The following is a 24,424-nucleotide window of genomic DNA, read 5'->3' on the forward strand; positions in this document are numbered from 1 at the left end:
AATGGGAGGTGAGGGCGCCACCTCACCTCGTCACCCCCGGAGGAACGACGACCCATGGGCACAGCCCGCCGTTCCGTGCGCGAGTCCCTGCTGGACGCCGCCGCCGACCTTCTCGTGGAACGCGGCTACCGGGCGGTCCGGATGCGGGACGTCGCGGACGCGGCCGGGGTGAGCCGGCAGACCGTCTACAACGAGTTCGGCGACAAGTGGGGCCTGGCGCGGGCGGTCGTGGTCCGCCACAACGAGCGCTACCTCGACGGCATCGACGCGGTGCTGTCCCGGCACGACGACCTGTACTCGGCGGTGGTCGCCGCCGTGACGTACACACTGGAGATGTCGGCGGACGACCGGCTGAAGAAGGCGGTGCTCACCGGCGCGGGCGGCGACGAGATGCTGCCGCTGCTCACCACGCGGGCCGAGCCGGTGATGTTCACCGCCAGCGCCCGCATCGCCGAGCACGCCCTGCGCCGCTGGCCGCACCTGGACCGTGCCGCCCTCACCGAGATCACCGACGCGGCGGTGCGGCTCACCGCCAGCCACATCATGCTGCCGTCCGGGCCGCCGGAGCGGCTCGCGCACGTCATCGCCCGGATGGTGACGCGTTACCTGGACGTCCCCGGCCCCCGCTGACGGGCCCTCAGCGGGAACCCTGAGCGGGGCCGGGGTCGAACGCCGCGCGCAACCGGCGAGCGGCGTAGTCCATCGCCTCGGCACCGGCGTCGAAGAACTCGGGGAGCAGGAAGAACGCGTGCACGACGCCGTCGTAGCGGCGCAGCTCCACCGGCACCCCGGCGGCGGCGAGCCGGCGCGCGTACGCCTCCGCCTCGTCCCGCAGGATGTCGTACTCCGCGGTGATCACTGTGGCGGGCGCGGCGCCGGTCAGGTCCGGGGCGCGCAGCGGCGCGAGCCGGACGTCCGCCGGGTCGGCCGCGCCCCGGTAGAGCTCCAGGAACCAGGCGAGCGTCGCGGCGTCCAACCCGTAGCCGGACCGGTAGCGCCGCCAGCTCGGGGTGTCCATCGCGGTGTCGGTCACCGGGTAGACGAGCAACTGGTGGGCGAGGCGAACGCCCCGCTCGCGCGCCAGCAGCGCGACCGCCGCCGCCAGGTTCCCGCCCGCGCTGTCCCCCGCCACGGCGACGGCCCCGGGACGGGCGTTCCACCGTTTCGGCTCCCGCGCGACCGACGCCACGACGGCCCAGGCGTCGTCCACGGCGGCGGGGAACGGATGCTCCGGGGCCAGGCGGTACCCGACGTTCAGCACGACACAGCCGGTCTTCGCGGCGAGGTCGCGGCAGGCGCCGTCCACGCTGTCGACGTCGCCGAGGACCCAGCCCCCGCCGTGCAGGTACACGATCGCCGGAAGGGCTCCCCTGCCGGGAGGCTCCGGACGGTACAGGCGCACCGGCACCGGACCGCCCGGACCCGGCACGCGGACGTCCCGGACCTCGGGCAGCTCCCGCCGGACCCCCGGGAGCGCCGGGCCGATCCGCGCTCGCATCTCCTCGATCGTGGGCTCCGCCGCGTCGCCCGTCCGTTGCGGAGCCGTCCAGGACGCGAGGACGTCCAGGAAACGCGCGGTCTGCGGGTGCAGGGGCATGTGCGGGCGGCGGCCGTCAGCGTCCTGCGGCCTCGGCGACCAGGGCCTCGAACAGGCGGCCGTCGTCGCCCTCCTCCGGATGCCACTGGACCGCGAGCCCGAAACGGTGGCCCGGCAACTCCACGGCCTCCACCACCTGGTCGTCGGCCCAGGCCACCGGAACCAGGCCCTTCCCGAGCCGGCCGACCGCCTGGTGGTGGTAGGTGGGGACGTTCGCGGACTCGCCGAGGATCTTGCCGACCAGGCTCGTCCCGCTGATCCGCACCGGGTGGGACCCGACGATGCCGGTCTCCGGCGCGTGCCCCCGGTGCCCCACCGCCTCCGGCAGGTACTGGATGAGCGCGCCGCCGCGCGCCACGTTCAGCACCTGCATGCCCCGGCAGATCGCCAGGAACGGCAGGTCGGCGTCGATCACCGCGCGGGCGAGCGCCAGTTCGAACCGGTCGCGCTGCGGCTGCGGCGGCCCGGTCTCGGCGTGCCGGACGGCGCCGTACAGTTCCGGGCCGATGTCCCCGCCGCCCGCGAGGACGATCCCGTCCAGCCGTTCGATCAGGGCGCCCAGCCCGCGCAGCGACGCGGTGGACGGCAGCAGGACCGGAACGCCGCCGGCGCGCTCGACCGAGCGCGCGTACGGCGCCGGGAGCAACGCGACCTCGCGCACCCAGGTGCCCCAGCGGGCCGCCTCCTGGTAGGCGGTGATGCCGATGAGCGGCGGCGCGCCGCCGCCGGCGTGCGGAGCCGGGGCCCCGCGGACGGCCTCTGTCATGCGTGCTTCCCCTCTGCCGGAACTCCGGCCACGCGGCGGCTCGGCTCCGGACGGTCCGCGCACCCGCCGATCGCGTCTCCACGCCGATCGCGCGGCACGCGCGCCGTCCGCCCCCTCCGGCCGCCCTGCCTCCGAGGTTTTACCTTCCGGTCAGCTTGCCGCACGGGGCCGGATCCGCGTAGTACCCGGGAAAGATCGGTCCGCCTTCGGCCGGATCCCGGAACACCGCTCGGGCGTCGTCTCGGGACGGCGCGCTCCGCGAAATCCGCGAATCTTCCACCGGGTGCCAGATTCGTCCCCCCGTTCGTCCACCGCCGCGCGGCGGTCACCTCGGCGCAGGTCAGTACCGATCAGTATATCTCCGCTCCCTTTTGATAAACCGACTACAGAGAATCGCGCTTCGATTACGCTCCGCGTCGACGGGAATGGCGGCGACCCGATCGACTTGAACACCTGCGGATTTCGATGAGAGAGTTTCACCAAGCCGGGCATCGAATTAAGAGATGATCACCGACAATCCCGGATACGGTCGCCGAAGCCCCAGGGGGCGAGCTACGCCAATGGCACCCGAACCCCGAATCGTCGAAGAGACCTTCACCCGCCTCGAAGCCGACCCGGCCGGAGCCGCGAGCTATTTCTACGGCCGCCTTTTCGCCGCGGAGCCCCTTTTGCGGACCCTGTTCCCGCCCGCGATGGGCGTCCAGCACGCCCGGTTCTTCCGCGCCCTCACCCGGATCGCCCGGAGCCAGGACGATCCGGAGGACCTCGACCGGCTCCTGCGCCGCCTCGGCCGCGACCACCGCAGGCACGGGGTCCTGCCCGAGCACTACGCCGCCGTCGAGGCGGCGCTGCTGGCGACGCTGCGGACCTTCGCCGCCGACCGGTGGACCGTCGAGGCCGCGGACGCCTGGACCACCGCCTACCGCGCCGCCGCCGCAACCATGATCGAAGCCGCGCGGGCGGACGCGGCGGACGCTCCGCCCTGGTGGGTCGCCGAGGTCACCGGACACGACCGCCGCGCCGCCGACCTCGCGGTCCTCACGCTCACGCCCGAGCGCCCGCTGCCGTTCCTGCCGGGCCAGCATGTGACCGTTCAGACGCCGCGCTGGCCCCGGGTCTGGCGGTCGTACTGGATCGCCAACGCGCCCCGCCCCGACGGGACGCTACGCCTGCACGTCCGCGCCCGTCCCGCCGGCTGGGTGAGCGGCGCCCTGGTCCGGCACACCGCGCCCGGAGACTCCGTGCTGGTCGGCCCGGCCGCGGGCGCCATGCCCCTCGACCCGGACCCGGGGCGCGGGCTGCTGCTGGTCGGCGGCGGCACCGGCCTCGCCCCCATGAAGGCGCTCGCCGAACAGGCCGTGTCCACCGACCCGGACCGCGACGTCCACCTGATCGTCGGCGCCCGCACCGAAGCGGACCTGTACGACCTCGCGGAACTGCGTCTCCTGGAGTCGGCCTGCGCGCGGCTGCGGGTGGTTCCGGTCCTGTCGGGTTCACCCGCTGCGGAGCCGGGCGACTCGCCGGGCGAACCGCGAGATGACTCGCGGGGTGACTCGCAAATCGAATGGCACGGTCGGCTGCCCGACGTGCTGCCCGGCCTCCTGGACGGCGTTCACCGGTGGCAGGACCGCGCCGCCTATGTGGCGGGCCCTCCCCCGTTCGTCCGGCACACGGTCACCGCGCTGCACCGGCACGGGATGCCGCTCACCCACGTCCACCACGACCCGCTCACCACGGAGGAGCCGGACGCCCGGGCGGTCACCAGCCCGCGCGTGCTCGGAGAAAGTCCGTCGTCCGAGCGTCGGCCGGATAGAACGACTCGATCGCCAGTTCCGCCACGGTGATGTCGACCGGCGTACCGAAGGTGGCGATGGTGCCGAAGAACGACAGCTCACGCCCGTCCACCCGCATCCGCAGCGGGACGAACACCTCATGGGTCGCGGGCGGCGCCATCGCCTCCCCCACGTCCCCGGGGAAGCTCCGCAGCTCCCGGTAGAGCTGGGCGAGCCCCGGGTCCGCGGTCAGCGCCACATGCCGCCGCACCCGGTCGATCATGTGGGCGCGCCACTCGGCCAAGTTCAGGATGTGCTTCGCCATGCCGTCGGGATGCATGCTGAGCCGCAGCACGTTCAGCGGTGGCTCCAGCAGTTCCGGCGCGGCGCCCTCCATGAAGAACCCGGCCGCGGCGTTGGCGTCGATCAGGTTCCAGAAACGGTCCACGACGACGGCCGGGTACGGCTCGTGCCCGTCCAGGACCTGTTTGATGGCCGCGCGCACGGCGTCCATCCTCGGCTCCTCGATCGGGGTCTCCGCGAACACCGGCGCGTACCCGGCCGCCACCAGCAGCAGGTTCCGGTCGCGCAGCGGGACGTCCAGGTGCTCGGCCAGCCGCAGCACCATGTCCCGGCTCGGCGCCGACCGGCCCGTCTCGACGAAGCTCAGATGCCGCGTCGACACGTCCGCCTCCGATGCCAGCTCAAGCTGGCTGAGCCTGCGCCGCTGCCGCCACGCGCGCAGCTGCTCCCCGATCGGTTTCACGTCACTCAGCGCCATCGTCACCGCACCGACGCTACCCGCGACCTCGCTGGGACGGCGATGACGTCGGAGGTAACGCCCACGCCCTTTACATTGTAGATTTTTCGTTGACGGGGTGGAGCCGGGGCCGGGGCCGGTACCGTTGCCCGCGGAGGGGACCATGACGTATCAGGCCATGCTCGACCGGGCCAGGAAGTTCGAACGGCAGGGCAGGTTCGGGGAGGCCGCCGCCGTCTTCGCCGACGCAGCCGAGGCCATGCGGGCGCACGGCGACTGGACGTCCGCCGTCGCGACACAGGCGCGGTGCGCACGCGCGCTCGCCGCCGCGGGGCGCACCGGCGAGGCGCAGCGCATGCTCGACACGATCGACCGCACCGCCGCGTCCATGCCCGTCGAGGTCCGCGCCGGGCTCGACGCGCAGGCCGCGCACATCATGGCGGCCGCGGGCCGCACCGGCGAGGCGGCCCGGCGCGCCTGGTCGGCGATGAGCGGGTTCTGGTCGCTGCATGACGCCAAGCGCGCCGACGCGGCCGGGGCGCACGCGGCGCGACTCATCGTCAAGGACGCCGGACCGCGCGGCGCGCTGCTGCCCCTGCGGGAGCTGCTGGCGCAGATGCCGCCGGGCGGCGACGGGCACCGGCAGGTCACCGCGCTGCTCGCCGACGCCGAACGGCGCCCCGACCGTGACCACGACGTCCTGGTCACCGACCCCGACACCGCCGCCTGGGGTCGTCTCGCGGCCGCGCTCGCCGTCGGCGCGCACCTGGCCGTCGGCAACGGGGTCGCGTGGAACACCCTCACCGACCCCGACGACGCCGCCGGCGACCGGGTCCTGCTGGAACGCGATTGGGGCGTCACCGACCACGACAGCTGGCGCGAGCAGACGGACGCGCTGCTGGACGCCCGCAACAGCGACCCCGCCATCCAGATGGTCCTCGACCGGCGGGTCCGTGGACGGGACAGGCGCGTCTGGCAGGCGGCGATCGTCGACTGGTGCCGGGAACGTGACATCGCGGACGAGACCGTCCGCGAGATCGTCGAGATGTCCGAGCTGATCCTGAGGTACGAGTCGCGGTTCAGGGCCGACGGCATCCTCCCGCCGGACGGCCTGGTCGAGAGCGTGTACGGCTACGACTTCGGCCGCGCGGTGAACATGGCCCGCTGGGGGCTCGGCGCCGGGTACTGCGAAGCCGAGGAGGCCGAGAAGTGCGTCCTCACCGCCGGGCAGCGCGCCAACCAGGTCTACACGTCGTGGCGGTCGTTCTCCGCCGGATACATCCTCGGCCGGATGCTGCGGTTCGACGACGGCGAGTTCGGCGAATGGTACGAGCGGTCGTTGACCGGCCATCGGGTCCTCGCCGAGGACCCGGACAGCCCCTGGCGCCGCATGGCCTGGGGCTGACGCCCCGGGACCAGGGCTCAGACGAGGGCGTCGATGTCGGCGATGACCGCGTCCCGGGCCGCCCGGTCCATGGACGAGGCGATCACGGCGTTGCGGGCCAGGGACGCCAGGGCGTCGCGGCCGAGCCCGAACACCTCGGCGGCGGCACGGTACTCGCCGGTGAGGGTCGTGTCGAACATCGGCGGGTCGTCGCTGTTCAGCGTGACGAACAGGCCCTCGTCCAGCATCCGGGGCAGCGGGTGCGAGGCGAGCGCGGCGACCTGACCCGTGCGCACGTTCGACGTCGGGCACACCTCCAACGGCACCCGCGCCTCACGCAGCCGCGCGACGAGACGCGGGTCGTCCAGGCAGCTGGTGCCGTGGCCGATCCGCTCGGCGCCGAGCCCGTCCAGGGCCTCCCAGATCGTCTCGGGACCGGTCATCTCCCCGGCGTGCGGGAGGCTGCGCAGCCCGGCGGCACGGGCGGCGGCGAACGCGTCCCGAAAGGCGTCCCGGTGCGGCGGGCGCATCTGCTCGATGCCGCCGAGACCGAAGCCGACGAGTTCCTCCGGCGGATGGCCGAGCGCGTGGTCGAGGGTGCCGCGGGCCGCGTCGGCGCCGAACTCGCCGGGAATGTCGAAGATGTAGGCGACGCGGACGCCGAACCGCTCGCGGGCCTCACGGGCGGCGATGTCCAGGGCCTCGGTGATCGCGGGCATCGGCATCCCGGCCCGCCGGTGCGTGTACGGGGTGACGGTCAGCTCGACGTACCGGACGTTCTGGACCGCGAGGTCGCGGGCGACGCCGAGCACGAGGGTGCCGACGTCCTCCGGCGTCCTGACCAGGCTGGACACCGCGTCGTACACCTTCGCGAAGTGCGGGAAGTCGCGGAACTCGTAGAAGTCGCGCAGCGCGTCCTCGGCCACCGGGACGGGCCCGTCGGGGTGACGGCGGGCGAGTTCCAGCACGGTCGGAACGGACGCGGAGCCCACGAGGTGGACATGGAGCTCGACCTTCGGCAGGGCGTCGATGAACGCCTCGATGGAGGGGGAAGGGTTCGGCATTCCGCGACGCTAACAGCCCACTTGTCCGTGGTGACAGGGCATTTCAGCGAATCTGCCACGATCTCGTTAGAAATGACCGGTCGTCCTCCGCCTTGGTAGACAGGGTCCGTGCGGGCGGCTCGGTTGATCTCGATGGTGTTGCTCCTTCAGTCGCGGGAGACGATGACGGCGGGCGAGCTGGCGCGGGAGCTGGAGGTGTCGGAGCGCACCGTCTACCGGGACATGGAGGCGCTGTCGGCGGCGGGCGTCCCCGTCTACGCGGAGCAGGGCCGTCGCGGCGGCTACCGGCTCCTCGGCGGCTACCGGACGCGGCTCACCGGGCTGACCCGCGAGGAGGCGGAGGCGCTGTTCCTGTCCGGGCTGCCCGGTCCCGCCGACGATATGGGGCGCGGCGGCGCGGTCGCCGCGGCGGAGCTGAAGGTCCTCGCCGCGCTGCCGCCTTCGCTGCGGGACGCGCCCGCGCGGGCGGGCCAGCGGTTCCATCTCGACGCGCCGGGTTGGTTCGGTGAGTCCGGGCCACCGCCGTTGCTGCGCGAGCTCGCGCGGGCCGTCTGGGAGGACGAGTCCGTCGAACTGCGCTACCGCCGCGGGGACACCGAGATCGTGCGGGCGGCGGAACCGTACGGGCTCGTGCTGAAGAACGGCACCTGGTACCTCGTCGCGCGTGTCGACGGCGGGCCGCGCACCTACCGCGTCGACCGGGTGACCGGCGTCCGTCCGACCGGCGTCGTGTTCGACCGGGACGAGGACTTCGACCTCGCCGCGCACTGGCGCGAGCAGGCCGAGGCGTTCCTGCGCTCGATCCTGCGGGAGCGGATCACCGTCCGTCTCTCCCCCGCGGGGATGCGGATCCTGCGGTACGCCGTCGAGCCGTACGCGGCGCGGCAGGCGGCGGAGGACGCCGGGGAGCCCGACGGGAAGGGGTGGGTGGTGACCACGCTTCCCGTCGAGTCGACGCGGGTCGCGGCGGCCGAGCTGATGCGGCTGGGCCCCGAGGTGGAGATCCTGGAACCGCCGGAACTGCGTGCGCGGATGGCCGAGGCCGCCGCCCGGCTCGCGGACCTGTACGCCCCCGGCTGAGGGAGGGCCGGCGCCGGACGGCACCCGACCGCCCGCGCGCTAGCCCTGCTTGCGGGCGATCGCCTCGGCCAGCTGCTCCTTGGTCATCTTCGAGCGGCCCTGGACGTCCAGGTCGGCGGCGCGCTCGTACAGCTCCTTCTTGCTGTTGCCCTCGACGTCCACGCCGCCGTAGCTCTTGCCGTGGCCACGGCGGGCCTGCGGGTTCTTCGCCCGCGGATCCGACGGGCCCTTGCTCTTCTTCGGGACCCACCGGTCGCCGCGCTTCTCGAACTTGTGCTTGAGGGCCGAGTAGGCGGTCCGGTGCGCCCGCTGCCCCTCGCCGTAGGTCTCCACCGCGGAGTCATGGGCCTTGGCGAAGGTCTCCTGAGCCTCCTTGGGGGAACGCTTGAGCGTGTCGGGAAGCTCGTCCTTCTTCGGCTTGCCGCTCTTCGTCGTCTTCGGCATGACTCCTCCTTCGTCACGTCTCCGATTGCGAATAACCGCCCAAGAGCGCCTCAAACCGCTACCGGTATCCGGTGACGTCGGCGGGAAGCCCCGCGTGCTCCACCTCGACGATGTAGCGCCAGGCGTCCGGACGGCTGCCGTCGGCGTCGGTGAACCCGTACTCCTTGGCGAGCCCGCCGCTGGACAGCGACGCGCCGTTCCAGCGAGCGCGGTCGGGGTCGGCGGCGAGCGCCGCGACGGCGCGGCCCACGAACGTCGGGGACTCGGAGATCGCGAAGTGCGGGACCTTCTCCGTGGCGTCGCGCCACGTCTCCTCCGTCACGCCGTAGTGGTCGAGCATCGCCTCCGAGCGCAGCCAGCCCGGCGTCAGCGCCACGGCCGTCGCCCCGTACGGCGCGATCTCCACGGACTGGGCGAGCGCCGTCCGGATCACGGCGCTCTTGACGAGGTCGTAGAAGTATCCGACGTCCTTGCGGTAGTTCGCGTTGTACTCGGCGGTCCCGTCGGTCATCTCGATCACGAGGCCGCCGGGTTCGCGGATCAGTAGGGGCAGCGCGCGGTGGCTGGTGATGGCGTGGGTCTCGATGCCGAGGCGCAACATCCGCAGCCCCTTTTCCAGGGAGTGCTCCCACAGCGTCTTGTCGAACTCGAGGAGGTGGTCGGAGCCCCACACGTCGTTGACGAGGACGTCGAGCCTGCCGCGTTCGGCGTCGATGCGCGCGACCAGGGCGGCGACCTGCTCCGGGTCGAGGTGGTCGACCGGGACGGCGATGCCCTCGCCGCCCGCGGCCGTCACCAGCTCCGCGGTCTCCTCGATGGTCTCGGGACGGTCCATCTCCGACCGACGCGTCCGGGTGGTGCGTCCCGTCACGTACACGGTCGCGCCGGCGGCGCCGAGCTCCACGGCGATGCCGCGGCCCGCCCCGCGGGTCCCCCCTGCCACCAGCGCGATCCTGCCTGTCAGCACACGGTCCATGACATGGTTCATGGGAGGGATGCTGGCACCTAAACCTGTCAGTCCGCGTCAGTGTTCCGTCCCGAGACCTGGAGATCGGGGGCGCGTCAGGTGAAGATGCTCACGCCTCCGGGGCCGACGAGGAGTCCGACCACGATGAGGACGATGCCCCAGATCAGCTCACGGCGGGCGAGGATCACATAGATCCCTGCGATCACCAGGACCACGGCGAGTAGCCAAAGAAGTGTCATCATGCCGTCCGGGATCCCCACGTCAGGCGCCCGGAAACTGGTATGTCGTTTCGGATGACCGAAATCACAGATTTGTGCCGTTGTGCGGAGAGGGGATCGCTCCCCTCTCCGCCGGGATAACGGCGATCACCACACCGCTGGAGCGGCGCCGTGGCCGGTCACCCAGTCTTCCGGCGCGCACCCCACCGCGAACAGCACCCTCGGTACCATTTAGGCCCGCACGATCTCCTGCCAAGGGACTAGAACCGGCTCAGCCTAAGGACGTTGGCGACGATCCGGTGCCCCGCCCCGCCCGCCGCGGTGAGGATCGACTCCGGGTGGAACTGCACGCCCCAGCGCCGCCGCGCCGGGTCCTCGATCGCCATCACCACGTCGCCCGTCAGCGCCGTCACCTGGAAGCCCTTCACCCGGTCGGGCGTGGTGTGCAGCGAGTGGTACCGGGCCGCGGTGAACTCGTCGGGAAGTCCCTCGAAGAGCGCGCCCCCGAGCACCTTGACCTGGCCGGGCTTGCCATGGGACGGCTCGGGCAGCAGCGCCAGCGCGCCGCCGTCGTGCTCCACCATCGCCTGCAGGCCGAGGCAGACGCCGAAGACCGGGAGGTTCCGCTCGTCCAGCGCGTCCAGGAGCGGGCCGGTCGAGAAGTCCTCGGGACGTCCCGGGCCGGGCGACAGCACGACGAGGTCGGGCGCGTGCTCGTCCAGCATCCGCGTCGGGAAGCCGTGCCGGAGCGTGACGACGTCGGCGCCCTGCTGGCGGAAGTAGTCGGCGAGGGTGTTGACGAACGAGTCCTCGTAGTCGACGAGCAGCACCTTCACGCCGTCCCCCGGCCGCTCGGGCGGCGCCGACTCCCGGGACGCGGCCTCCGCGCCGCCCTCCTGCGACTCGGCGAGCGCGCCCAGCAGCGCGCTCGCCTTGAGGTACGTCTCACGCTCCTCCTCGTCGGGGTCGGAGTCGTACAGCAGCGTCGCCCCGGCTCGGACGGTCGCGACGCCGTCGCGGATCTGCGCCGTCCGCAGCGTCAGCCCCGTGTTCATGGACCCGTCGAACCCGATGCAGCCGACGGCGCCGCCGTACCAGCGGCGCGGCGACTCCTCGTGGTCCTCGATGAACTGCATCGCCCACGCCTTCGGCGCGCCGGTCACGGTCACGGCCCACATGTGGGTGAGGAACGCGTCGAGCGCGTCGAAGCCGGGGCGCAGCCGCCCCTCGATGTGGTCGACGGTGTGGATCAGCCGCGAGTACATCTCGATCTGCCGGCGGCCGAGGACCCGGACGCTGCCGGGCACGCAGATCCGCGACTTGTCGTTGCGGTCCACGTCGGTGCACATGGTCAGCTCGGACTCGTCCTTGGCGGATGACAGGATCGCGCGGATCTGCTCGGCGTCCTCCAGCGCGTCGCCGCCGCGCTTGATCGTCCCGGCGATCGGGCAGGTCTCGACGCGGTCGCCGGTGACCCGCACGAACATCTCGGGCGACGCGCCCACCAGATACTCGCCGTCGCCGAGGTTGAACAGGAACTCGTAGGGCGCGGGGTTCGTCTCGCGCAGCCGCTCGAAGAACGCGGCGGGCGCGTCGCACCGCCCGTACATGGCGTGCCCGGGCGTCACCTCGAACAGGTCGCCGCGGACGAACTTCTCCTTGGCCTCCCGCACCATCCGCGCGTACACGCCGGGGACCGGTTGCGCGGGAACCTCCGCGGGCTCCACGACCGGCGTCGGCTCGGTGGCCCGGGACAGGCCCGCGGTGCTCCGGTCCCCGACCTCGAAGTCGTACGACATGCGGTGCGACGTCTCGCGCTTGCGGTCCACGACGACCAGTTCGTCGGGCAGGTGCAGGACGAGGTCACGCTGGTCGGACGGCCTTTCCAGTCTCGTCCGCAACGGCTCGAACTGGAGCGACAGGTCGTACCCGAACGCCCCGTACAGGCCGAGGTGCGGGTCGTCGCAGGCGAACAGGCCAACCACGGCGCGAAGGGCGGTGAACACGGTCGGCTGGCGGCTGCGCTCCTCCTCGGGGAAGAACTCCCGCGTGGGCGGGACGAACACCTCGACGACGCCCGGCTCGTCCACCCGGATCTCGCCGGTGTCGCGGAGGACGGCGGCGACGGCGGGCAGCAGGACGCGTCCCCGCCCGTTGAGGGCCCGCACCGTGACGGTCCGGCCGCGGGCGACGACCTCCAGACACGGGTCGACGTAGCCCATGTGCCAGCGGCTGTAGCGGCCCGGGTACTCCATGCCGGAGCTCAGCACGCCGCCGCGCCGCTCCCCCACGGCGGCGACGAGGGCGTTCAGCACGTCGGACTTGCGCTCGGGATCGACCGGTGTGGCGGTACGGGTGACCCGTACGCCCCCGGCGGTGACGAACTCGCTGGTCAGCTGCTGCTGTGAGACGGTGTCCACCGCGGTGGCCCCTCATGTCGGGCCCTCACCAGGCGGGAGCACGAAAAAGACCGCCGGTGAGGGCGGTCGCCTGGATCTGGTCGTGCACGAACCGGCGCCGCCTCAGCGACGCCACCACCACTGGGAGGAGGCCACGGTCCGCATGCCGCGAGGCTACCACCTGTGGATCGATCCGCGTACTCGTGCCATGGCCGAGATCACACCGTGACGCGCCCATGGGTACTCTCGCCCGGCCGCGCCCATGACGCCGTGCACACGACCGTGCACGCGACGGCGCGCTTGACGGCTCACTCGACCGTGCGCAAGACAAGGAGGAACCCGTTGGCTCCCGACGACCCGAACGACTCGCGCTCGCAACCGCCACCCGTGGACCGCTCCGACCGGAGCGTCTGGAATCTCCTGCTGATCGTCCCGATCGTGGTGCCGCTGCTGACGTTCCTGTACAACGGCGAGACGCCCCGCCTGGCGGGCTTCCCCGCCTTCTACTGGATCCAGCTGGCCTTCATCGCGCTCGGCGTCACCTGCACGCTCGTCGTGTACCGGATGACCAGGAAGCGGGGGTGAACCGATGGCGAGCGACCATGTCACCGAGATCGCCGTCTTCGCCGCCCTCTTCCTGCTGGTCAGCGGGATGGGCTTCGTCGCGGCCCGATGGCGCCGCGCCGCCACCATGGACAACCTGGACGAGTGGGGTCTCGGCGGCCGCAGCTTCGGCAGCTGGATCACCTGGTTCCTGATCGGCGGCGACCTCTATACCGCGTACACGTTCGTCGCCGTCCCGGCGCTGGTGTTCGGGGCGGGCGCGGCGGGCTTCTTCGCCGTCCCGTACACGATCGTCGTGTACCCGCTGGTGTTCCTGTTCCTGATCCGGCTCTGGTCGGTGTCGCACGTCCACGGGTTCGTCACCCCGGCCGACTTCGTCCGGGCCAGGTTCGGGTCGCCGACGCTGGCGCTCGCCGTCGCCGTGACCGGCATCGTCGCCACGATGCCGTACATCGCGTTGCAACTGGTCGGCATCGAGGCGGTGCTGAAGGCGATGGGCGTGCACGGCCACTGGCCGATCATCATCGCGTTCGTGATCCTGGCGGCCTACACCTACCAGTCCGGGCTGCGGGCGCCCGCGCTGATCGCGTTCGTCAAGGACGTGCTGATCTACCTCGTGATCATCGTGGCGGTGCTGTACATCCCGGCGAAGCTCGGCGGCTGGGGCGACGTCTTCGGCGCGGCGAGGGACAAGTTCGAGGCGACGCCCAAGCCGGACGACGGGATCGTGCTCGGCTCCGCCGGTCAGCTCAACTACGCGATGCTGGCGCTCGGCTCGGCGATGGCGCTGTTCCTGTATCCGCACAGCGTGACCGGCGTGCTCGCGGCCCGGAACCGCGACTGCGTCAAGCGGAACATGGCGGCGCTGCCCGCCTACAGCCTCGTCCTCGGCCTGATCGCGCTGCTCGGGTACATGGCGATCGCCGCGGAGGTCGTTCCGATCACCACCGACGGGAAGACGGACACCAACACCGTCGTCCCGGTGCTGTTCGACCAGATGTTCCCGGACTGGTTCGCCGGGGTGGCGTTCGCGGCCATCGGGATCGGCGCGCTCGTCCCGGCGGCGATCATGTCGATCGCGGCGGCCAACCTGTTCACCCGCAACATCTACAAGGAGTACCTCCGGCGGGACGCGACCGAGAAGCAGGAGGCCACGGTCAGCAAGCTGGTGTCGCTGGTCGTCAAGGCGGGCGCGGTGGCGTGCATCCTCGCGCTCGACCCCGAGTTCTCCATCGACCTGCAGCTCATCGGCGGCGTCATCATCCTGCAGACGCTCCCGTCGGTGGGGTTGGGCCTGATGACGCGCTGGTTCCACCGCGGCGCGCTCATCGCCGGATGGGCCTGCGGCCTGGCGGCGGGGCTGTGGATGCTGTACCAGATCCCGAATCCCGCGAAGGGCAAGGAGCACTTCGGCGGCTCCGCCTACCCGCTGAGCGACCTCGGCCTGGACACCTCGTCGACGATGTACGTCGGGATGCTGGCGCTCGCCGTCAACGTCGTCGTCGCGGTCGTCGGGACGGTGGCGTGCGGGGCGGCGGGAATCGCGGACGGCGCGGACGCGACCCGCGGGGCCGACTACACCGCCGACGAGGACGACCCGAAGATCAAGGAACTGGATCTCGCGGGCAGCACCTGACCGCGTTCCGTGCGGCATAGCCGGGACGTCCGGTCTCGTTTTTCGGGCGTCCCGGCGTTTTGTCACGGTCCAAAGAAAGGTACGGGACCAGCCTCCGCCGAACGGCGTTTCGATCACTCCGGAGATCGTCCCCGTCAAGATCCATAGCCTGACCGGAGGCGGCCACCGGTACTGTGCTGCGGATTTCCGGATGGCCTGATCAGGCGTAGGGATCTTGGCAAATTATTAGGATAGTTTCCTATTTATGCCGAATAGACAAGCGGCCGCGTTGACGGCCGCCGCGCTCACCGCCGCTCTTCTGACGGTGATCCCCGCGGGCGCGGCGTCGGCGGCCTGTACCCCGGACGCACGCGATCTCATGGTCACCCACCAGCCGGTCGACCACACCGTCGCCGACGCGAAGTACCACCTCGCGCGGCTGACCATCGACAACAACGACACAAGGTGCACCCTCGGCGAGGGTGGATGGGCGATGTACTTCAACGCCGTACGGCAGCCCACCGCCGTCCTCGCCGGAGAGGTCGGCGACATCGGTCGCAAGCACCTCGCCGACCAGGCCGTCTCCGTGACCCGCGCGGACGCGGCGCAGAGCGGCGACTTCTACACCCTGAAACCGCAGAGCGGGTTCAAGCCCGTCGGTCCGGGCGAGCGCCGCTCGATCGACATCTACTTCGAGGTGTGGGCGGTCCACAAGTCCGACGCCCCGGCCGGATGGACCATCGCCTACAACGGCGGAACACCGAAGTGGGTGCCCTCCAAGGCCCTGCTCGACCCCGCCGACCCCAAGCAGACCAAGGCGTTCTCCGGTGACAACCGTCCCGTGCAGACGGCGGCCACGAGGTACGGCGAGAACACCACGCCGAAGCTCGACCTCACGCTCCAGCAGAGCCTCGTCCCGCAGCCGCTGTCGGCGACCGCGACCGGCGGCTCGGTCGCGATCGGCGGCGGGTCCCCCGTCTCGGCGCCGGCCGAACTCAAGGGTGAGGCCGACTACCTGCGCTCCGCGCTGCGCGACGTCGCACGCGGCAAGGCGGCCTCGATCACGCTGCGGGTCAACCCGCGGCTGGACGTCGACAACGACGGAAAGGCCGACGCCGAGGGCTACACGCTCACCACGGCCGAGGACGGCGTCGAGATCGTCGGCACCGACCGGGCCGGGGTCCTGCACGGCATCCAGACGCTGCGGCAGCTCATCCCGACCGACGGCTACCGGGCCGCGGCGCAGGGCCACAAGTCCTCGACGGTGGCCGTCCCGCGCGCCAGGATCGCCGACGCGCCGCTGTTCGGGTACCGGGGTCTGCAACTCGACGTGGGCCGCCACTTCGAGTCCAAGCAGACCGTCCTGAAGTTCCTCGACCTGATGAGCTTCACCAAGCTCAACAAGCTGCACCTGGGTCTGACCAACGACGAGGGCTGGCGCCTGGAGATCCCGGGCCTGCCCGAGCTGACGGACTTCGGCTCCAAGCGGGCGCTCGACCTGAAGGAGACCGGCGCGCTGCACCAGGGCATGGGGTCGGTCAACGACCTCGGCGGCGGCGACGGCGTCTCCGGCAAGGCCCGGAACGAGACCGAGGCCAACCTGGGACGCGCCCCCGCCTACCAGGGCTTCGAGCAGAACACCCTGAACTTCGTCGGCAAGGGCAGCGGCTACTACTCGGTGAAGGACTTCGAGGAGATCCTGCGGTATGCCGCCGAACGGCACATCGACGTCATCCCCGAACTCAACTTCCCCGCGCACGCCCGCGCCGCCGTCCAGTCGATGGAGCGCCGCTACCAGCGGACCAAGGACGCCACCTACCGGCTGCTCGACCCCGAGGACAAGAGCCAGCACACCAGCGTCCAGTACTACACCGACAACCTCGTCAACCCGTGCCTCGGCAGCACCTACGAGTTCCTGAACAAGGTCGCCTCCGAGGTCGCGAAGATGTACCAGCGGGCCAAGGTCCCGTTCAACCGGCTGAACCTCGGCGGGGACGAACCGCCGGGCCCGCCGGAGGGCTGGTGGTCCGGATCGCCCGCGTGCAAGACCAACCCGGACACCGCGGGCAAGTCCGGTGAGGAGCTCAAGCAGCTGTTCTTCCGGGCCTGGAACACCATCGCGCTGAAGCACGCCGGCACCACGGCCGGGTGGGAGGACATCACCGACCCGACCCACGACTTCCGTCTCAAGAACTTCGCGCCTCTGCCGTGGCAGAACGTGTGGGGCTGGGGACGTGAGGACTGGGCGTACCGGTACGCCAACGAGGGCACGCCCGTGATCCTCGCCCACGCGACGAACCTGTACATGGACCTCGCCTTCAACAAGGACCCGGACGAGCCCGGCTACTACTGGGCCGCCTACGTCAACGAGAAGAGCACGTTCACGTACCAGCCGTTCAACGTGTACGCGAACGCGACCGAGGACCGCTGGGGCAACAAGATCGAACCGAACCCGTCCTGGACGAAGCTGACCCCCGAGGGCCGGAAGAACATCCTCGGCCTGGAGGCGCAGCTGTGGGGCGAGAACGGGAAGTCCGCCGAGATCCGCGAGTACCAGGCGTTCCCCAAGCTCCTCGGCGTGGCCGAGCGGGCCTGGAACCGCAACACACCGGCACCGGACAAGATGGAAGAGGCGTGGAAGGTCTTCTCCAACACGCTCGGGCAGAAGACGTACCCGCTGCTGTCGTTCTACGAGCCGGTGGGGCTGAGCGGCGCGGGCGTGAACTACCGCGTCCCGCCGCCCGGAGCGAAGATCACCGACGGAACGCTGTCGGCGAACGTCCGCAACCCGGGCCTGACCGTCGAGTACTCCACGGAGGGCTGGCGCTGGCGGCAGTACGACGGGCCGGTGAAGGTCGGCGCGTACGCGTTGACCCGCACCCGCGCCGCGGACGGTCGCACCAGCCGCATCTCGCACGTCGGTGTCCCCGCGTGGCAGAACGGCACGTCCTACAAGTCCGGCGCTCTGGTCCTGCACCAGGGTGAGCTGTACCGCGCGGCGCGCGGCGGCAGCGGCCACGAGCCCGGCCGCTCCGGCGGTCACTGGACGCTGCTCCAGTAGACCGGCGCACCGGTAGGTCCGCGCGCCGATGGACCGCGCTCCGTCGGGTCAGCGCGCAGTGACGGCCCGGTCGTCCGCTCCCCCGGACGGCCGGGCCGACATCCGTCCGGCGCCGGCGCGGCTCAGGCGCGCCCGTACTCGTCTTCGAGACGCTCGATGTCGTCCTCGTCGAAACGGCCGAAGGCGATCTCCATGACGCGCACCGCCGGTCCGGTGGAGGCGAGCCGGTGCGTGTCGCCGGCCCGGACGAAGACCCGCTCCCCCACCTCGGGCAGGATGCGGCGCCCGGCGACCTCGAACACGGCGCCGGGATCGAGCGCCACCCACAGCTCGTCGCGGTCGCGGTGCCGTTGCAGGCTGAGCCGCTGCCCGGCCGCCACGTGAATGATCTTCACGGTGGACGCCTCGTTGAGCGTGAAGCGCTCGAAGCTCCCCCAGGGCCGCGTCTCGGTCTCCACGGCGGGCTCGGGGCGTACGTGGGTGGGCGCGTCGCTCTGCACAGTCACCTCGGGTCGTGGTCAGTCGGACGGCTGTCCGGACGGCGGGTCGGTCGGCCGGGAGCCGCGGGCGCCTGACGCGGCCGCTGGCAGCCCGCCGAGGACGAGGTCGACGAGACCGTCCACGACGCACGTGCGCGGCACCTCGTCGTGGTCGAGCCACCAGTCGCCGGCCGTCTGCACCATGCCGACGATCGCGTGGCCCCACACGAAGGCGCGGGTCCGGTCCGTCATCGCGCCCTCGGCGAGCATCACCTCGGCCAGTTCCCGGCCCGCGTCGCGGATCATCGTGCTCATCGCGCTGTGCGTGGCCGTGTCCTCCGCGCTGGCCCGGTGCATCAGGAAGCGGTAGAGGTTGAGGTTCTTGGAGATCGTCGCCAGATAGGTGTCGATGGTGGAGCGGGTCCGCGCCCGGATCGGCTCGTCGCGGGAGAACTCCTCCCGGATCCCGTCGATCAGCTTGCGGGTGTGCCGTTCGGCCAGTGCCTGGTACAGGCCGCTCTTGTCGCCGAAATGACGGTAGAGGATCGGTTTGCTGATCCCCGCCTCGGCGGCGATCGCGGCCATGGACGCCTCGGGGCCCTCCCGCTGGATGACGCGGTCGGCGGCCTCGAGCAGGGCGCGTCGGCGCCCGGGATCGCGTCGCGACCCCGGGCGCCGCCCGCCCCCCGCTCTCGTCATGGACAGCACGGTATCGGCGGTGTTACCCCGCGACAACACCGCCTGGCCTGCGCGCCGCGAGGTCGGGGTCGCGCGGCGCGGGACGTCCGACGCCCCGGCAGGACAGGCCCGCCTCGTCCAGGACGGACGCGTCCAGCACGTTCCGCGTGTCGATGACGGACTCGCCGAGCAGCAGCCCGGCGATCCGCTTCCAGTCCAGGTCGCGGAACTCGGGCCACTCGGTCAGGACGACGAGCGCCGCCGCGCCGTCCGCCGCGGCGTAGGCGGTCTCCACGACGCGGATCCGGTCCCTGTCACCGGGCGGAGCATCGGACAGGGCACCGGGTAGGGGGCCGGGGACGGCGGGGTCGTGGGCGACGAGTTCCGCGCCCTCGGCGGCCATCCGCGCGGCGACGGCGAGGGCGGGCGAGTCCCGCACGTCGTCGGTTCCGGCCTTAAACGTCAGGCCGAGCAGGCCGACCCGGACCCCGGCGAACCGGCCGCCCACCGCCTCGCGGACCCGCTCGACCACCAGGTCCCGTTGCCTGGCGTTGGTGTCGATCGCGGCGCGCAGCAGCGGGAACTCCCCGCCGAGCGCCTCCGCGGACCGCAGCAGGGCGTGGGTGTCCTTCGGCAGGCACGGCCCGCCCCACCCCGGGCCGGGCCGCAGGAACGACGTGCCGATCCGCCGGTCGTGCCCCATGCCCAGGGTCACGTCGCCGATGTCGGCGCCCGCCCGCTCGCACAGCTCCGCGATGCTGTTCACGAAGGACAGGCGGGTCGCGAGGTAGGCGTTGGACGCGTACTTGGTGATCTCCGCGCTCGCCCAGCCGGTGCGCAGGACGGGCGCGCCGAGCCCCTCGTACAGGGCGGCGACGCGGTCGGCGGCGCCGGGGTCCCGCGCCCCGATCACGATCCTGTCGGGGTTCAGGAAGTCCTCGACCGCCGACCCCTCGCGGAGGAACTCGGGGTTGGAGGCCACGGCCACGTCCGCCCGGTCCAGCAGTTCGGCGGTGCGCGCCGCCGTGCCCACCGGGACCGTCGACTTGTTCACCACGACGCAACCGGACGGCAGCAGGCCGCGAATCTCCCGCACGGCGGCCTCCACCGCGGTGAGGTCGGCGGCCCCGTCGGTTCCCATCGGCGTCGGCACGCAGAGGAAGACGACGTCGGCGGTGGGGGCCGCGGCGGCCGCGCCGAACACGAACTTCAGCCGGCTGGTCGTGAGGCCGTCCGCGACGAGCTCGCTCAGGCCCGGTTCCCGGATGCCGGTCTGGCCGCGGGCGAGACCGTCGACCTTCGCGACGTCCACGTCGGCGCACACGACCCGGTGTCCCAGTGACGCCAGGCACGCCGCCGTCGTCAGACCTACATGGCCCGCGCCGACCACGGCGACATTGGACTCGAACACTTCAGTCATCCCTTCGTTGTTTCGCCGTCCCGCGACCGAGGGAAGGCCCGACCGTGCGTTCCGGTGGTGCGGCTCGGTGAGGGGGCCCGGGGAGGGGGCTCGGTCGCGGGGCGGCGCGAGTCGGGTGGGTTCGTCCGGCGCCGGGTGCGGCTACTCGTTCAGTGGAAGTGCCCGGATTCCCTCGTGCGGGGTGTCCTTTCCGAGGTAGTCGACCGTCTCGAAGAGGCCGATGGCGTCCATCGGGAACCGGGCGCCCTCCTCGGCGACGAAAATGCACGGAAGGATGCGCTTGCGCTCCGACGCCCCGGCCTCACCGCTCTTGCGGATGTGCTTGTGCGTGTGGATGAGAATGGGCATGAACCCGCCGCCGAGAAACGAGCCGCTCTGCAGGATGGCGCCGCCGACGCAGTCGATCACCAGTCCCTTGCCGAGAATCGCGTCGCGTCCCTGGTAGTAGTACGACGGCGTGGTGAGCGTCCCGTGCTCCACATGGAAGACCCCGGCGGAAAGGCCGATGATCGAGCGTCCGCTGATTCGCAGGACCGACCGGTAGAAGTCCACCAGGACGGGCCGCACCCTGGCGTCGGGGAGTTTGAACTCCGGGCACAGCAGAACGATGCGCATCAGTTCCGCGAGCGTGAGCGCGGCGGCGCCGTCCGCACCGGGGAATTCCTGGTCCCAGGGGACCAGGTAGTCCGAGGGCGAGATCATGCCGGTGCCGGCGTCGTCGAGGATGAGACGTTCCGCCTCGGACGCGGGCGCCTCCGCCCGGGGCGCGCGGCCGAGGACGCGCCGCGCGAGCAGGAAGCGGCTCTCCAGCGTCTTCGCCCGGCTGGCGGCGGTGAGGACGTCGATCCGTCCCGCGGCGGTGTCCGGAATCTCGAAGAGGTGGTCGATGCCGTCGGTGGTGACCCCGAGCTTGGTCTCGGTGGTGCGGTGCCCCAGCGGTTCGTAGGAGTCCACCGCCTCTTCGAGGTCTCCGGTGAACGGGCCGGGGCCGAAGCGCAGGAGCTCGTCCGCGGCGAGAGCCCGGTAGTCGTACGGGATGGCCGTCGAGGTGGACAGCACGATGTCGGCCAGCGTGGCGCGGTAGCGGTCGTCGTCCAGCTCCGCGGCGGCCAGTTCCAGCGACAGGTACGGGCATTTCTCGCCGGGGCCGTGGACCCAGCTCGCCACGTAGGGGCTCTCGAACCGGCACGCCCGGCCGAACTCCTCGTAGGCGGACTCGTCGGTTCCGATGCGGCCCGCGAGCCGGGTCCGGGCGGTCTGTTCGTCGGTGACCTCGCCCAGCGTGCCGGCGGTGAGCCGTAGCAGTTCGGCGCAGTTCTGGGTCATCTGCGTCATTACATGTTTCCCATCGTCTGAATTCTGATCGATTTTCGTTGTTTCCTCGGGCGCCGCCGTGCCGGCGTCGTTAGAGGGAATGGCAGAGAACGGTGGACGTGGCCCACCCGAGTCCGGCGAGGAAACGATGCTCGGGCAGTCGCAACAGGGCGGTTCCCTCCATCGCCCTACCGAGCAGGTCGAGTTGCAGCAGCAACGCCTCCTTGAAGTGGTTTCCCGAGATCAGGAAGTGCCGCCATGACACGGCGTCCCTGATATGGACGGCATGTTTGTTCTTGTATTCGGCGTCCGCGCCGTAATGAACCTCGAAGACGAGCGTTATGTGTTTTCCCGACATGAGTTCCACGTCCGCGAACCGGTATCTGAGGTTCTCCCCGTAGGGAATGAGCGAACGGGTGATGTGACGCTTCGCGGCGGGGTCGGAGAAGGCGAAGCCCGCGAGTTCGGGATGGCCGATGACACCGGTCGAGGACGCGTACAACTCGATCTCCGGAAGGTTCTCCGCCGACGTTTTGACCCGCATTTCGGGGGTGACCTGGGCGGGAACCGTCCGCAGGTACGTCCCGTAAAGGTCGGCCGGGAGAATCGAACGGAGCAGGCTGAGCATGTGGAAGTACTCGTAGCCCGCCTCGCCGTACTGGGTGTCGACGAATCTGCCGTTGGCGACGTCGAGCTCCCGGTTCTTGGTGAACTCGACGGTCACCTTTCTGATCGGGTCGGCTCCGCCGTGCAGCCGCACCGACTCCGCGAACCGCCGCACGGCCCCGCTGTGGCCGTAGATGTCGTTGACCACGGTCCGGGACCTCGGGTGCCGGCGGACCAGCCGCGCGAGATCGGCGATCTCCGTCGGATAGCAGGCCGGCTTCTCCAGCAGGACCCGCGCGTCAGGTCGGCGCCGCAGGATCTCGCCGAGCACCGGAAGGTGGGCGGCGGTCGGGGTGGCGACGATCCAGGCGTCGACACGTGCCGGATCGGGCACCCGCGACGTCCGGTCGTGATCCGCGCCGCCCGCGGGGTCGACCGTGACGACCTCGTGGCCCGCCTCCCGGAGGTAGGTCGCGTGCCGCGATCCGATCGTCCCGTTCCCGACGACCACGACCCTCACGCCGACCTCACCGCCCGGAGCGCGTGGGCGGCGGCCGAACTTCCGGCCGCGCGGCCCAGGACGGCGCCCGCCATGAGGCCCGTGCCGGCCGGGTAGCCCTCGTCGTAGAGCCCGCCCACGATCACTCCGGCGGCGTACAGGCCCCCCATCGGCTCTCCCCCGCCACGGACCTCGGCGTTCGGGGTCACCGACAGCCCGCCGTAGGTGAACGTCAGGCCGCTCACCACGGGAACGAACAGGAACGGGGGCGAGTCCAGGCGTCTGTGCGCCCGCACGGCCCCGGCGGGCGCGGTGTTCAGCCGGTCGACCTCGGCGGTGAGCCGCTCGGCGTCGATGCCGAACCGCCGGGCGCCCTCGTCGAGCGACCGCACGGTCACCGCGGCGGGGTCGCTGAGGTAGCCCGCGGGCAGCGCATCGGTGTCGAGCACCCGCCGGTCGAAGACCTGGAAGGCGATCTTCCCCGGCTGGTCCATGATCTTCTGTCCCAGCGAGACGTAGGTGAGGTTGCTGAACCCCGCCGACTCGTCGAAGAACCGGCGCCCGTCCCGGTTGACGACGATGCCGAGGGTGTGGGCGTAACGCGCCAGCCCGTGCGACTGGTGCATCTGCCCGGGGAGCACGTGGTCGGGCAGCCCGACGCCCTGCGGCGTGGCGTGGCACTTCGTCCAGTTCCCCGCGGTGTCCGCGCCGAGCGCGAGCGCCGCCTCCAGCGGTGCGCCGTCGTTGAACGGCACGCCCCGCAGTTTCACGTCCCGCCACCGGTCGCCCAGATGACGTTCGCGCTTCTGCGGGTTCCCCTCGAAGCCGCCGGAGGCCAGCACCAGCGCGTCACAGTGGAGGGGAAGCGCCTCCCCCGACCCCTGGACGAGATAGCCGCCGCGGGCGTCCCGCTCGATGTGGGTGACGGTGTTGTCGTGGTGGACGGTCCCGCCGAGCCGCTCGAACTCGGCGAAGTTGCGGGACTGCAGGCCCTGCCCGCCGCCCTCGAAGACCACGGGCACGTCGCCCGGCAGCGGGTTCGACCTCGGTTCCCACCGCTGTCCGAACTCCCGCATCCACGCGGTGGCGCTGTTCGAGCGGCGGATGATCGACTCGATCAGGGGACGGTCGACGCGCTCGCCGGACACCCCCAGCCAGTCGTGGAGATACTGCTCCTCGCCGTATCCCGACCATCCGGCCAGGATCTCGTCGAGTCGGTGTCTGTCCGGATCTCGGAGCAGCGTGCCGACGAACGCTCTGTCGTCCCACGAGAAGCGCATGCTCTTCGTCAGCGCGCTGTTCCCGCCGCGGAGCCGCAGTGGCGCGGAGTCGACGACCGCGACTCCGCGCGCCCCCGCCTGCAACGCCGCGATGCCCGCGCAGAGGCCCGCGTTCCCCGCCCCGACGACGAGCACCTGCCACCTGTCCGATGTGCGCTGATGTGTCATGTGGGAAGCGTGGGGCGTCCGGTCCTCGTCCCGTCCCGGTCCCGTCCTCGCGGCGTCCCGCTCCGGAAGGACGACACCGGAACGGAGGCGGCGCGACACACGTCCGCACGTTCGGTGCCCGGGCGCCTACGCTCCGCCGTATCCGGTCGTCGCACCGGTGCCTTACGGGAGGTATTCGTCCGCCGGACGCCGCCGGATGACTCTCTGGCAGCAAACGGCCAGGAAATCTGTTCCGCTTGCTGCGGTCATGGCACAGGTGTGGGATGGGGAAATATCAAGACCCATGGAG

General features: G+C 71.4%; 21 protein-coding genes. 7 read left to right on the forward strand and 14 right to left on the reverse strand.

What is annotated here, in order from left to right; genetic code table 11:
* Positions 1-54 precede the first annotated feature (54 nt).
* The gene (locus D0T12_RS26850; protein WP_117402750.1) at positions 55-630 is read left to right on the forward strand and encodes a TetR/AcrR family transcriptional regulator; all 576 of its coding nucleotides are present in this window, start codon (positions 55-57) and stop codon (positions 628-630) included.
* A 7-nt stretch (positions 631-637) separates the two neighbouring features.
* Here the strand turns inward: D0T12_RS26850 and D0T12_RS26855 are convergent, their stop codons facing one another.
* Positions 638-1,597, reverse strand: coding sequence for an alpha/beta hydrolase (locus tag D0T12_RS26855; protein ID WP_117402752.1), 960 nt, complete (start codon positions 1,595-1,597; stop codon positions 638-640).
* Between the two features lie 16 nt (positions 1,598-1,613).
* Positions 1,614-2,363, reverse strand: a complete 750-nt coding sequence (locus tag D0T12_RS26860; RefSeq protein ID WP_117402754.1) for a gamma-glutamyl-gamma-aminobutyrate hydrolase family protein — start codon at positions 2,361-2,363, stop codon at positions 1,614-1,616.
* Positions 2,364-2,923: 560 nt separating this feature from the next.
* Here D0T12_RS26860 and D0T12_RS26865 point away from each other — a divergent pair.
* Positions 2,924-4,207, forward strand: a complete 1,284-nt coding sequence (locus D0T12_RS26865; RefSeq protein ID WP_117402756.1) for a globin domain-containing protein — start codon at positions 2,924-2,926, stop codon at positions 4,205-4,207.
* Here D0T12_RS26865 and D0T12_RS26870 read toward each other — a convergent pair.
* Positions 4,122-4,916, reverse strand: a complete 795-nt coding sequence (locus D0T12_RS26870; protein WP_117402758.1) for a helix-turn-helix domain-containing protein — start codon at positions 4,914-4,916, stop codon at positions 4,122-4,124. The genes D0T12_RS26865 and D0T12_RS26870 overlap by 86 nt on opposite strands.
* A 142-nt stretch (positions 4,917-5,058) precedes the next feature.
* Here D0T12_RS26870 and D0T12_RS26875 point away from each other — a divergent pair, with 142 nt between their 5' ends.
* On the forward strand, positions 5,059-6,300 hold the full coding sequence (locus D0T12_RS26875; protein WP_117402760.1) for a DUF1266 domain-containing protein: 1,242 nt from the start codon (positions 5,059-5,061) through the stop codon (positions 6,298-6,300).
* Positions 6,301-6,317: 17 nt separating this feature from the next.
* Here D0T12_RS26875 and add read toward each other — a convergent pair whose 3' ends face one another.
* Entirely contained in the window at positions 6,318-7,343 is a 1,026-nt protein-coding gene (gene add, locus D0T12_RS26880; RefSeq protein WP_117402762.1) for an adenosine deaminase, read from the reverse strand.
* A gap of 108 nt (positions 7,344-7,451) precedes the next feature.
* Here add and D0T12_RS26885 point away from each other — a divergent pair, with 108 nt between their 5' ends.
* Positions 7,452-8,423 carry a helix-turn-helix transcriptional regulator gene (locus D0T12_RS26885; RefSeq protein WP_117402764.1) on the forward strand — a complete coding sequence of 324 codons (972 nt, stop codon included), beginning with the start codon at positions 7,452-7,454 and terminating at the stop codon, positions 8,421-8,423.
* 39 nt (positions 8,424-8,462) lie between these two features.
* On the opposite strand, the gene D0T12_RS26890 is transcribed toward D0T12_RS26885, so the two are convergent.
* The 4 genes from D0T12_RS26890 to D0T12_RS26900 all read right to left on the reverse strand — a co-directional run bounded on the left by D0T12_RS26890 (position 8,463) and on the right by D0T12_RS26900 (position 12,472).
* The gene (locus D0T12_RS26890) at positions 8,463-8,867 is read right to left on the reverse strand and encodes a ChaB family protein (RefSeq protein ID WP_117402766.1); all 405 of its coding nucleotides are present in this window, start codon (positions 8,865-8,867) and stop codon (positions 8,463-8,465) included.
* Between the two features lie 58 nt (positions 8,868-8,925).
* A complete protein-coding gene (locus D0T12_RS26895; RefSeq protein WP_407642115.1) occupies positions 8,926-9,855 on the reverse strand; it encodes an SDR family oxidoreductase in 930 nt (309 codons plus the stop codon).
* Positions 9,856-9,929: 74 nt separating this feature from the next.
* On the reverse strand, positions 9,930-10,076 hold the full coding sequence (locus tag D0T12_RS36025) for a GPGG-motif small membrane protein (protein ID WP_170180695.1): 147 nt from the start codon (positions 10,074-10,076) through the stop codon (positions 9,930-9,932).
* A 236-nt stretch (positions 10,077-10,312) separates the two neighbouring features.
* On the reverse strand, positions 10,313-12,472 hold the full coding sequence (locus D0T12_RS26900) for an anthranilate synthase component I (RefSeq protein ID WP_117402770.1): 2,160 nt from the start codon (positions 12,470-12,472) through the stop codon (positions 10,313-10,315).
* A 321-nt stretch (positions 12,473-12,793) separates the two neighbouring features.
* Here D0T12_RS26900 and D0T12_RS26905 point away from each other — a divergent pair, with 321 nt between their 5' ends.
* The 3 genes from D0T12_RS26905 to D0T12_RS26915 all read left to right on the forward strand — a co-directional run bounded on the left by D0T12_RS26905 (position 12,794) and on the right by D0T12_RS26915 (position 17,691).
* Positions 12,794-13,036, forward strand: a complete 243-nt coding sequence (locus D0T12_RS26905) for a DUF3311 domain-containing protein (protein ID WP_199487724.1) — start codon at positions 12,794-12,796, stop codon at positions 13,034-13,036.
* A 4-nt stretch (positions 13,037-13,040) separates the two neighbouring features.
* Positions 13,041-14,651 carry a monocarboxylate uptake permease MctP gene (gene mctP, locus D0T12_RS26910; RefSeq protein ID WP_117402772.1) on the forward strand — a complete coding sequence of 537 codons (1,611 nt, stop codon included), beginning with the start codon at positions 13,041-13,043 and terminating at the stop codon, positions 14,649-14,651.
* Positions 14,652-14,895: 244 nt separating this feature from the next.
* Entirely contained in the window at positions 14,896-17,691 is a 2,796-nt protein-coding gene (locus D0T12_RS26915; RefSeq protein WP_158581642.1) for a family 20 glycosylhydrolase, read from the forward strand.
* A 122-nt stretch (positions 17,692-17,813) separates the two neighbouring features.
* On the opposite strand, the gene D0T12_RS26920 is transcribed toward D0T12_RS26915, so the two are convergent.
* From D0T12_RS26920 to D0T12_RS26945, 6 genes are all read right to left on the reverse strand, one after another.
* On the reverse strand, positions 17,814-18,197 hold the full coding sequence (locus D0T12_RS26920) for a phosphomannose isomerase type II C-terminal cupin domain (protein ID WP_117402774.1): 384 nt from the start codon (positions 18,195-18,197) through the stop codon (positions 17,814-17,816).
* Between the two features lie 12 nt (positions 18,198-18,209).
* Positions 18,210-18,869: a TetR family transcriptional regulator gene (locus tag D0T12_RS26925; RefSeq protein ID WP_117403018.1), complete on the reverse strand. Its 660-nt coding sequence runs from the start codon at positions 18,867-18,869 to the stop codon at positions 18,210-18,212.
* A 22-nt stretch (positions 18,870-18,891) separates the two neighbouring features.
* Entirely contained in the window at positions 18,892-20,268 is a 1,377-nt protein-coding gene (locus tag D0T12_RS26930) for a UDP-glucose dehydrogenase family protein (RefSeq protein ID WP_117402776.1), read from the reverse strand.
* Positions 20,269-20,409: 141 nt separating this feature from the next.
* Positions 20,410-21,603, reverse strand: coding sequence for a hypothetical protein (locus D0T12_RS26935; protein WP_117402778.1), 1,194 nt, complete (start codon positions 21,601-21,603; stop codon positions 20,410-20,412).
* A 70-nt stretch (positions 21,604-21,673) separates the two neighbouring features.
* Positions 21,674-22,708 carry a Gfo/Idh/MocA family oxidoreductase gene (locus tag D0T12_RS26940; RefSeq protein ID WP_117402779.1) on the reverse strand — a complete coding sequence of 345 codons (1,035 nt, stop codon included), beginning with the start codon at positions 22,706-22,708 and terminating at the stop codon, positions 21,674-21,676.
* Positions 22,705-24,135, reverse strand: coding sequence for an FAD-binding protein (locus D0T12_RS26945; RefSeq protein ID WP_117402781.1), 1,431 nt, complete (start codon positions 24,133-24,135; stop codon positions 22,705-22,707). Before D0T12_RS26945 ends, D0T12_RS26940 begins: the two co-directional genes overlap by 4 nt.
* Between the last annotated feature and the right edge of the window lie 289 nt (positions 24,136-24,424).

Source organism: Actinomadura spongiicola, from assembly GCF_003432485.1.
In the GTDB taxonomy this organism is placed as follows: domain Bacteria; phylum Actinomycetota; class Actinomycetes; order Streptosporangiales; family Streptosporangiaceae; genus Spirillospora; species Spirillospora spongiicola.

Excerpts from the sequence above, each read along its gene's own strand:
- D0T12_RS26850 (WP_117402750.1), top strand. The coding sequence starts at position 55 with ATGGGCACAGCCCGCCGTTCCGTGCGCGAGTCCCTGCTGGACGCCGCC.
- D0T12_RS26855 (WP_117402752.1), bottom strand. The coding sequence starts at position 1,597 with ATGCCCCTGCACCCGCAGACCGCGCGTTTCCTGGACGTCCTCGCGTCC.
- D0T12_RS26860 (WP_117402754.1), bottom strand. The coding sequence starts at position 2,363 with ATGACAGAGGCCGTCCGCGGGGCCCCGGCTCCGCACGCCGGCGGCGGC.
- D0T12_RS26865 (WP_117402756.1), top strand. The coding sequence starts at position 2,924 with ATGGCACCCGAACCCCGAATCGTCGAAGAGACCTTCACCCGCCTCGAA.
- D0T12_RS26870 (WP_117402758.1), bottom strand. The coding sequence starts at position 4,916 with ATGGCGCTGAGTGACGTGAAACCGATCGGGGAGCAGCTGCGCGCGTGG.
- D0T12_RS26875 (WP_117402760.1), top strand. The coding sequence starts at position 5,059 with ATGACGTATCAGGCCATGCTCGACCGGGCCAGGAAGTTCGAACGGCAG.
- add (WP_117402762.1), bottom strand. The coding sequence starts at position 7,343 with ATGCCGAACCCTTCCCCCTCCATCGAGGCGTTCATCGACGCCCTGCCG.
- D0T12_RS26890 (WP_117402766.1), bottom strand. The coding sequence starts at position 8,867 with ATGCCGAAGACGACGAAGAGCGGCAAGCCGAAGAAGGACGAGCTTCCC.
- D0T12_RS26895 (WP_407642115.1), bottom strand. The coding sequence starts at position 9,855 with ATGAACCATGTCATGGACCGTGTGCTGACAGGCAGGATCGCGCTGGTG.
- D0T12_RS36025 (WP_170180695.1), bottom strand. The coding sequence starts at position 10,076 with ATGATGACACTTCTTTGGCTACTCGCCGTGGTCCTGGTGATCGCAGGG.
- mctP (WP_117402772.1), top strand. The coding sequence starts at position 13,041 with ATGGCGAGCGACCATGTCACCGAGATCGCCGTCTTCGCCGCCCTCTTC.
- D0T12_RS26915 (WP_158581642.1), top strand. The coding sequence starts at position 14,896 with ATGCCGAATAGACAAGCGGCCGCGTTGACGGCCGCCGCGCTCACCGCC.
- D0T12_RS26925 (WP_117403018.1), bottom strand. The coding sequence starts at position 18,869 with ATGACGAGAGCGGGGGGCGGGCGGCGCCCGGGGTCGCGACGCGATCCC.
- D0T12_RS26930 (WP_117402776.1), bottom strand. The coding sequence starts at position 20,268 with ATGACTGAAGTGTTCGAGTCCAATGTCGCCGTGGTCGGCGCGGGCCAT.
- D0T12_RS26935 (WP_117402778.1), bottom strand. The coding sequence starts at position 21,603 with ATGACGCAGATGACCCAGAACTGCGCCGAACTGCTACGGCTCACCGCC.
- D0T12_RS26945 (WP_117402781.1), bottom strand. The coding sequence starts at position 24,135 with ATGACACATCAGCGCACATCGGACAGGTGGCAGGTGCTCGTCGTCGGG.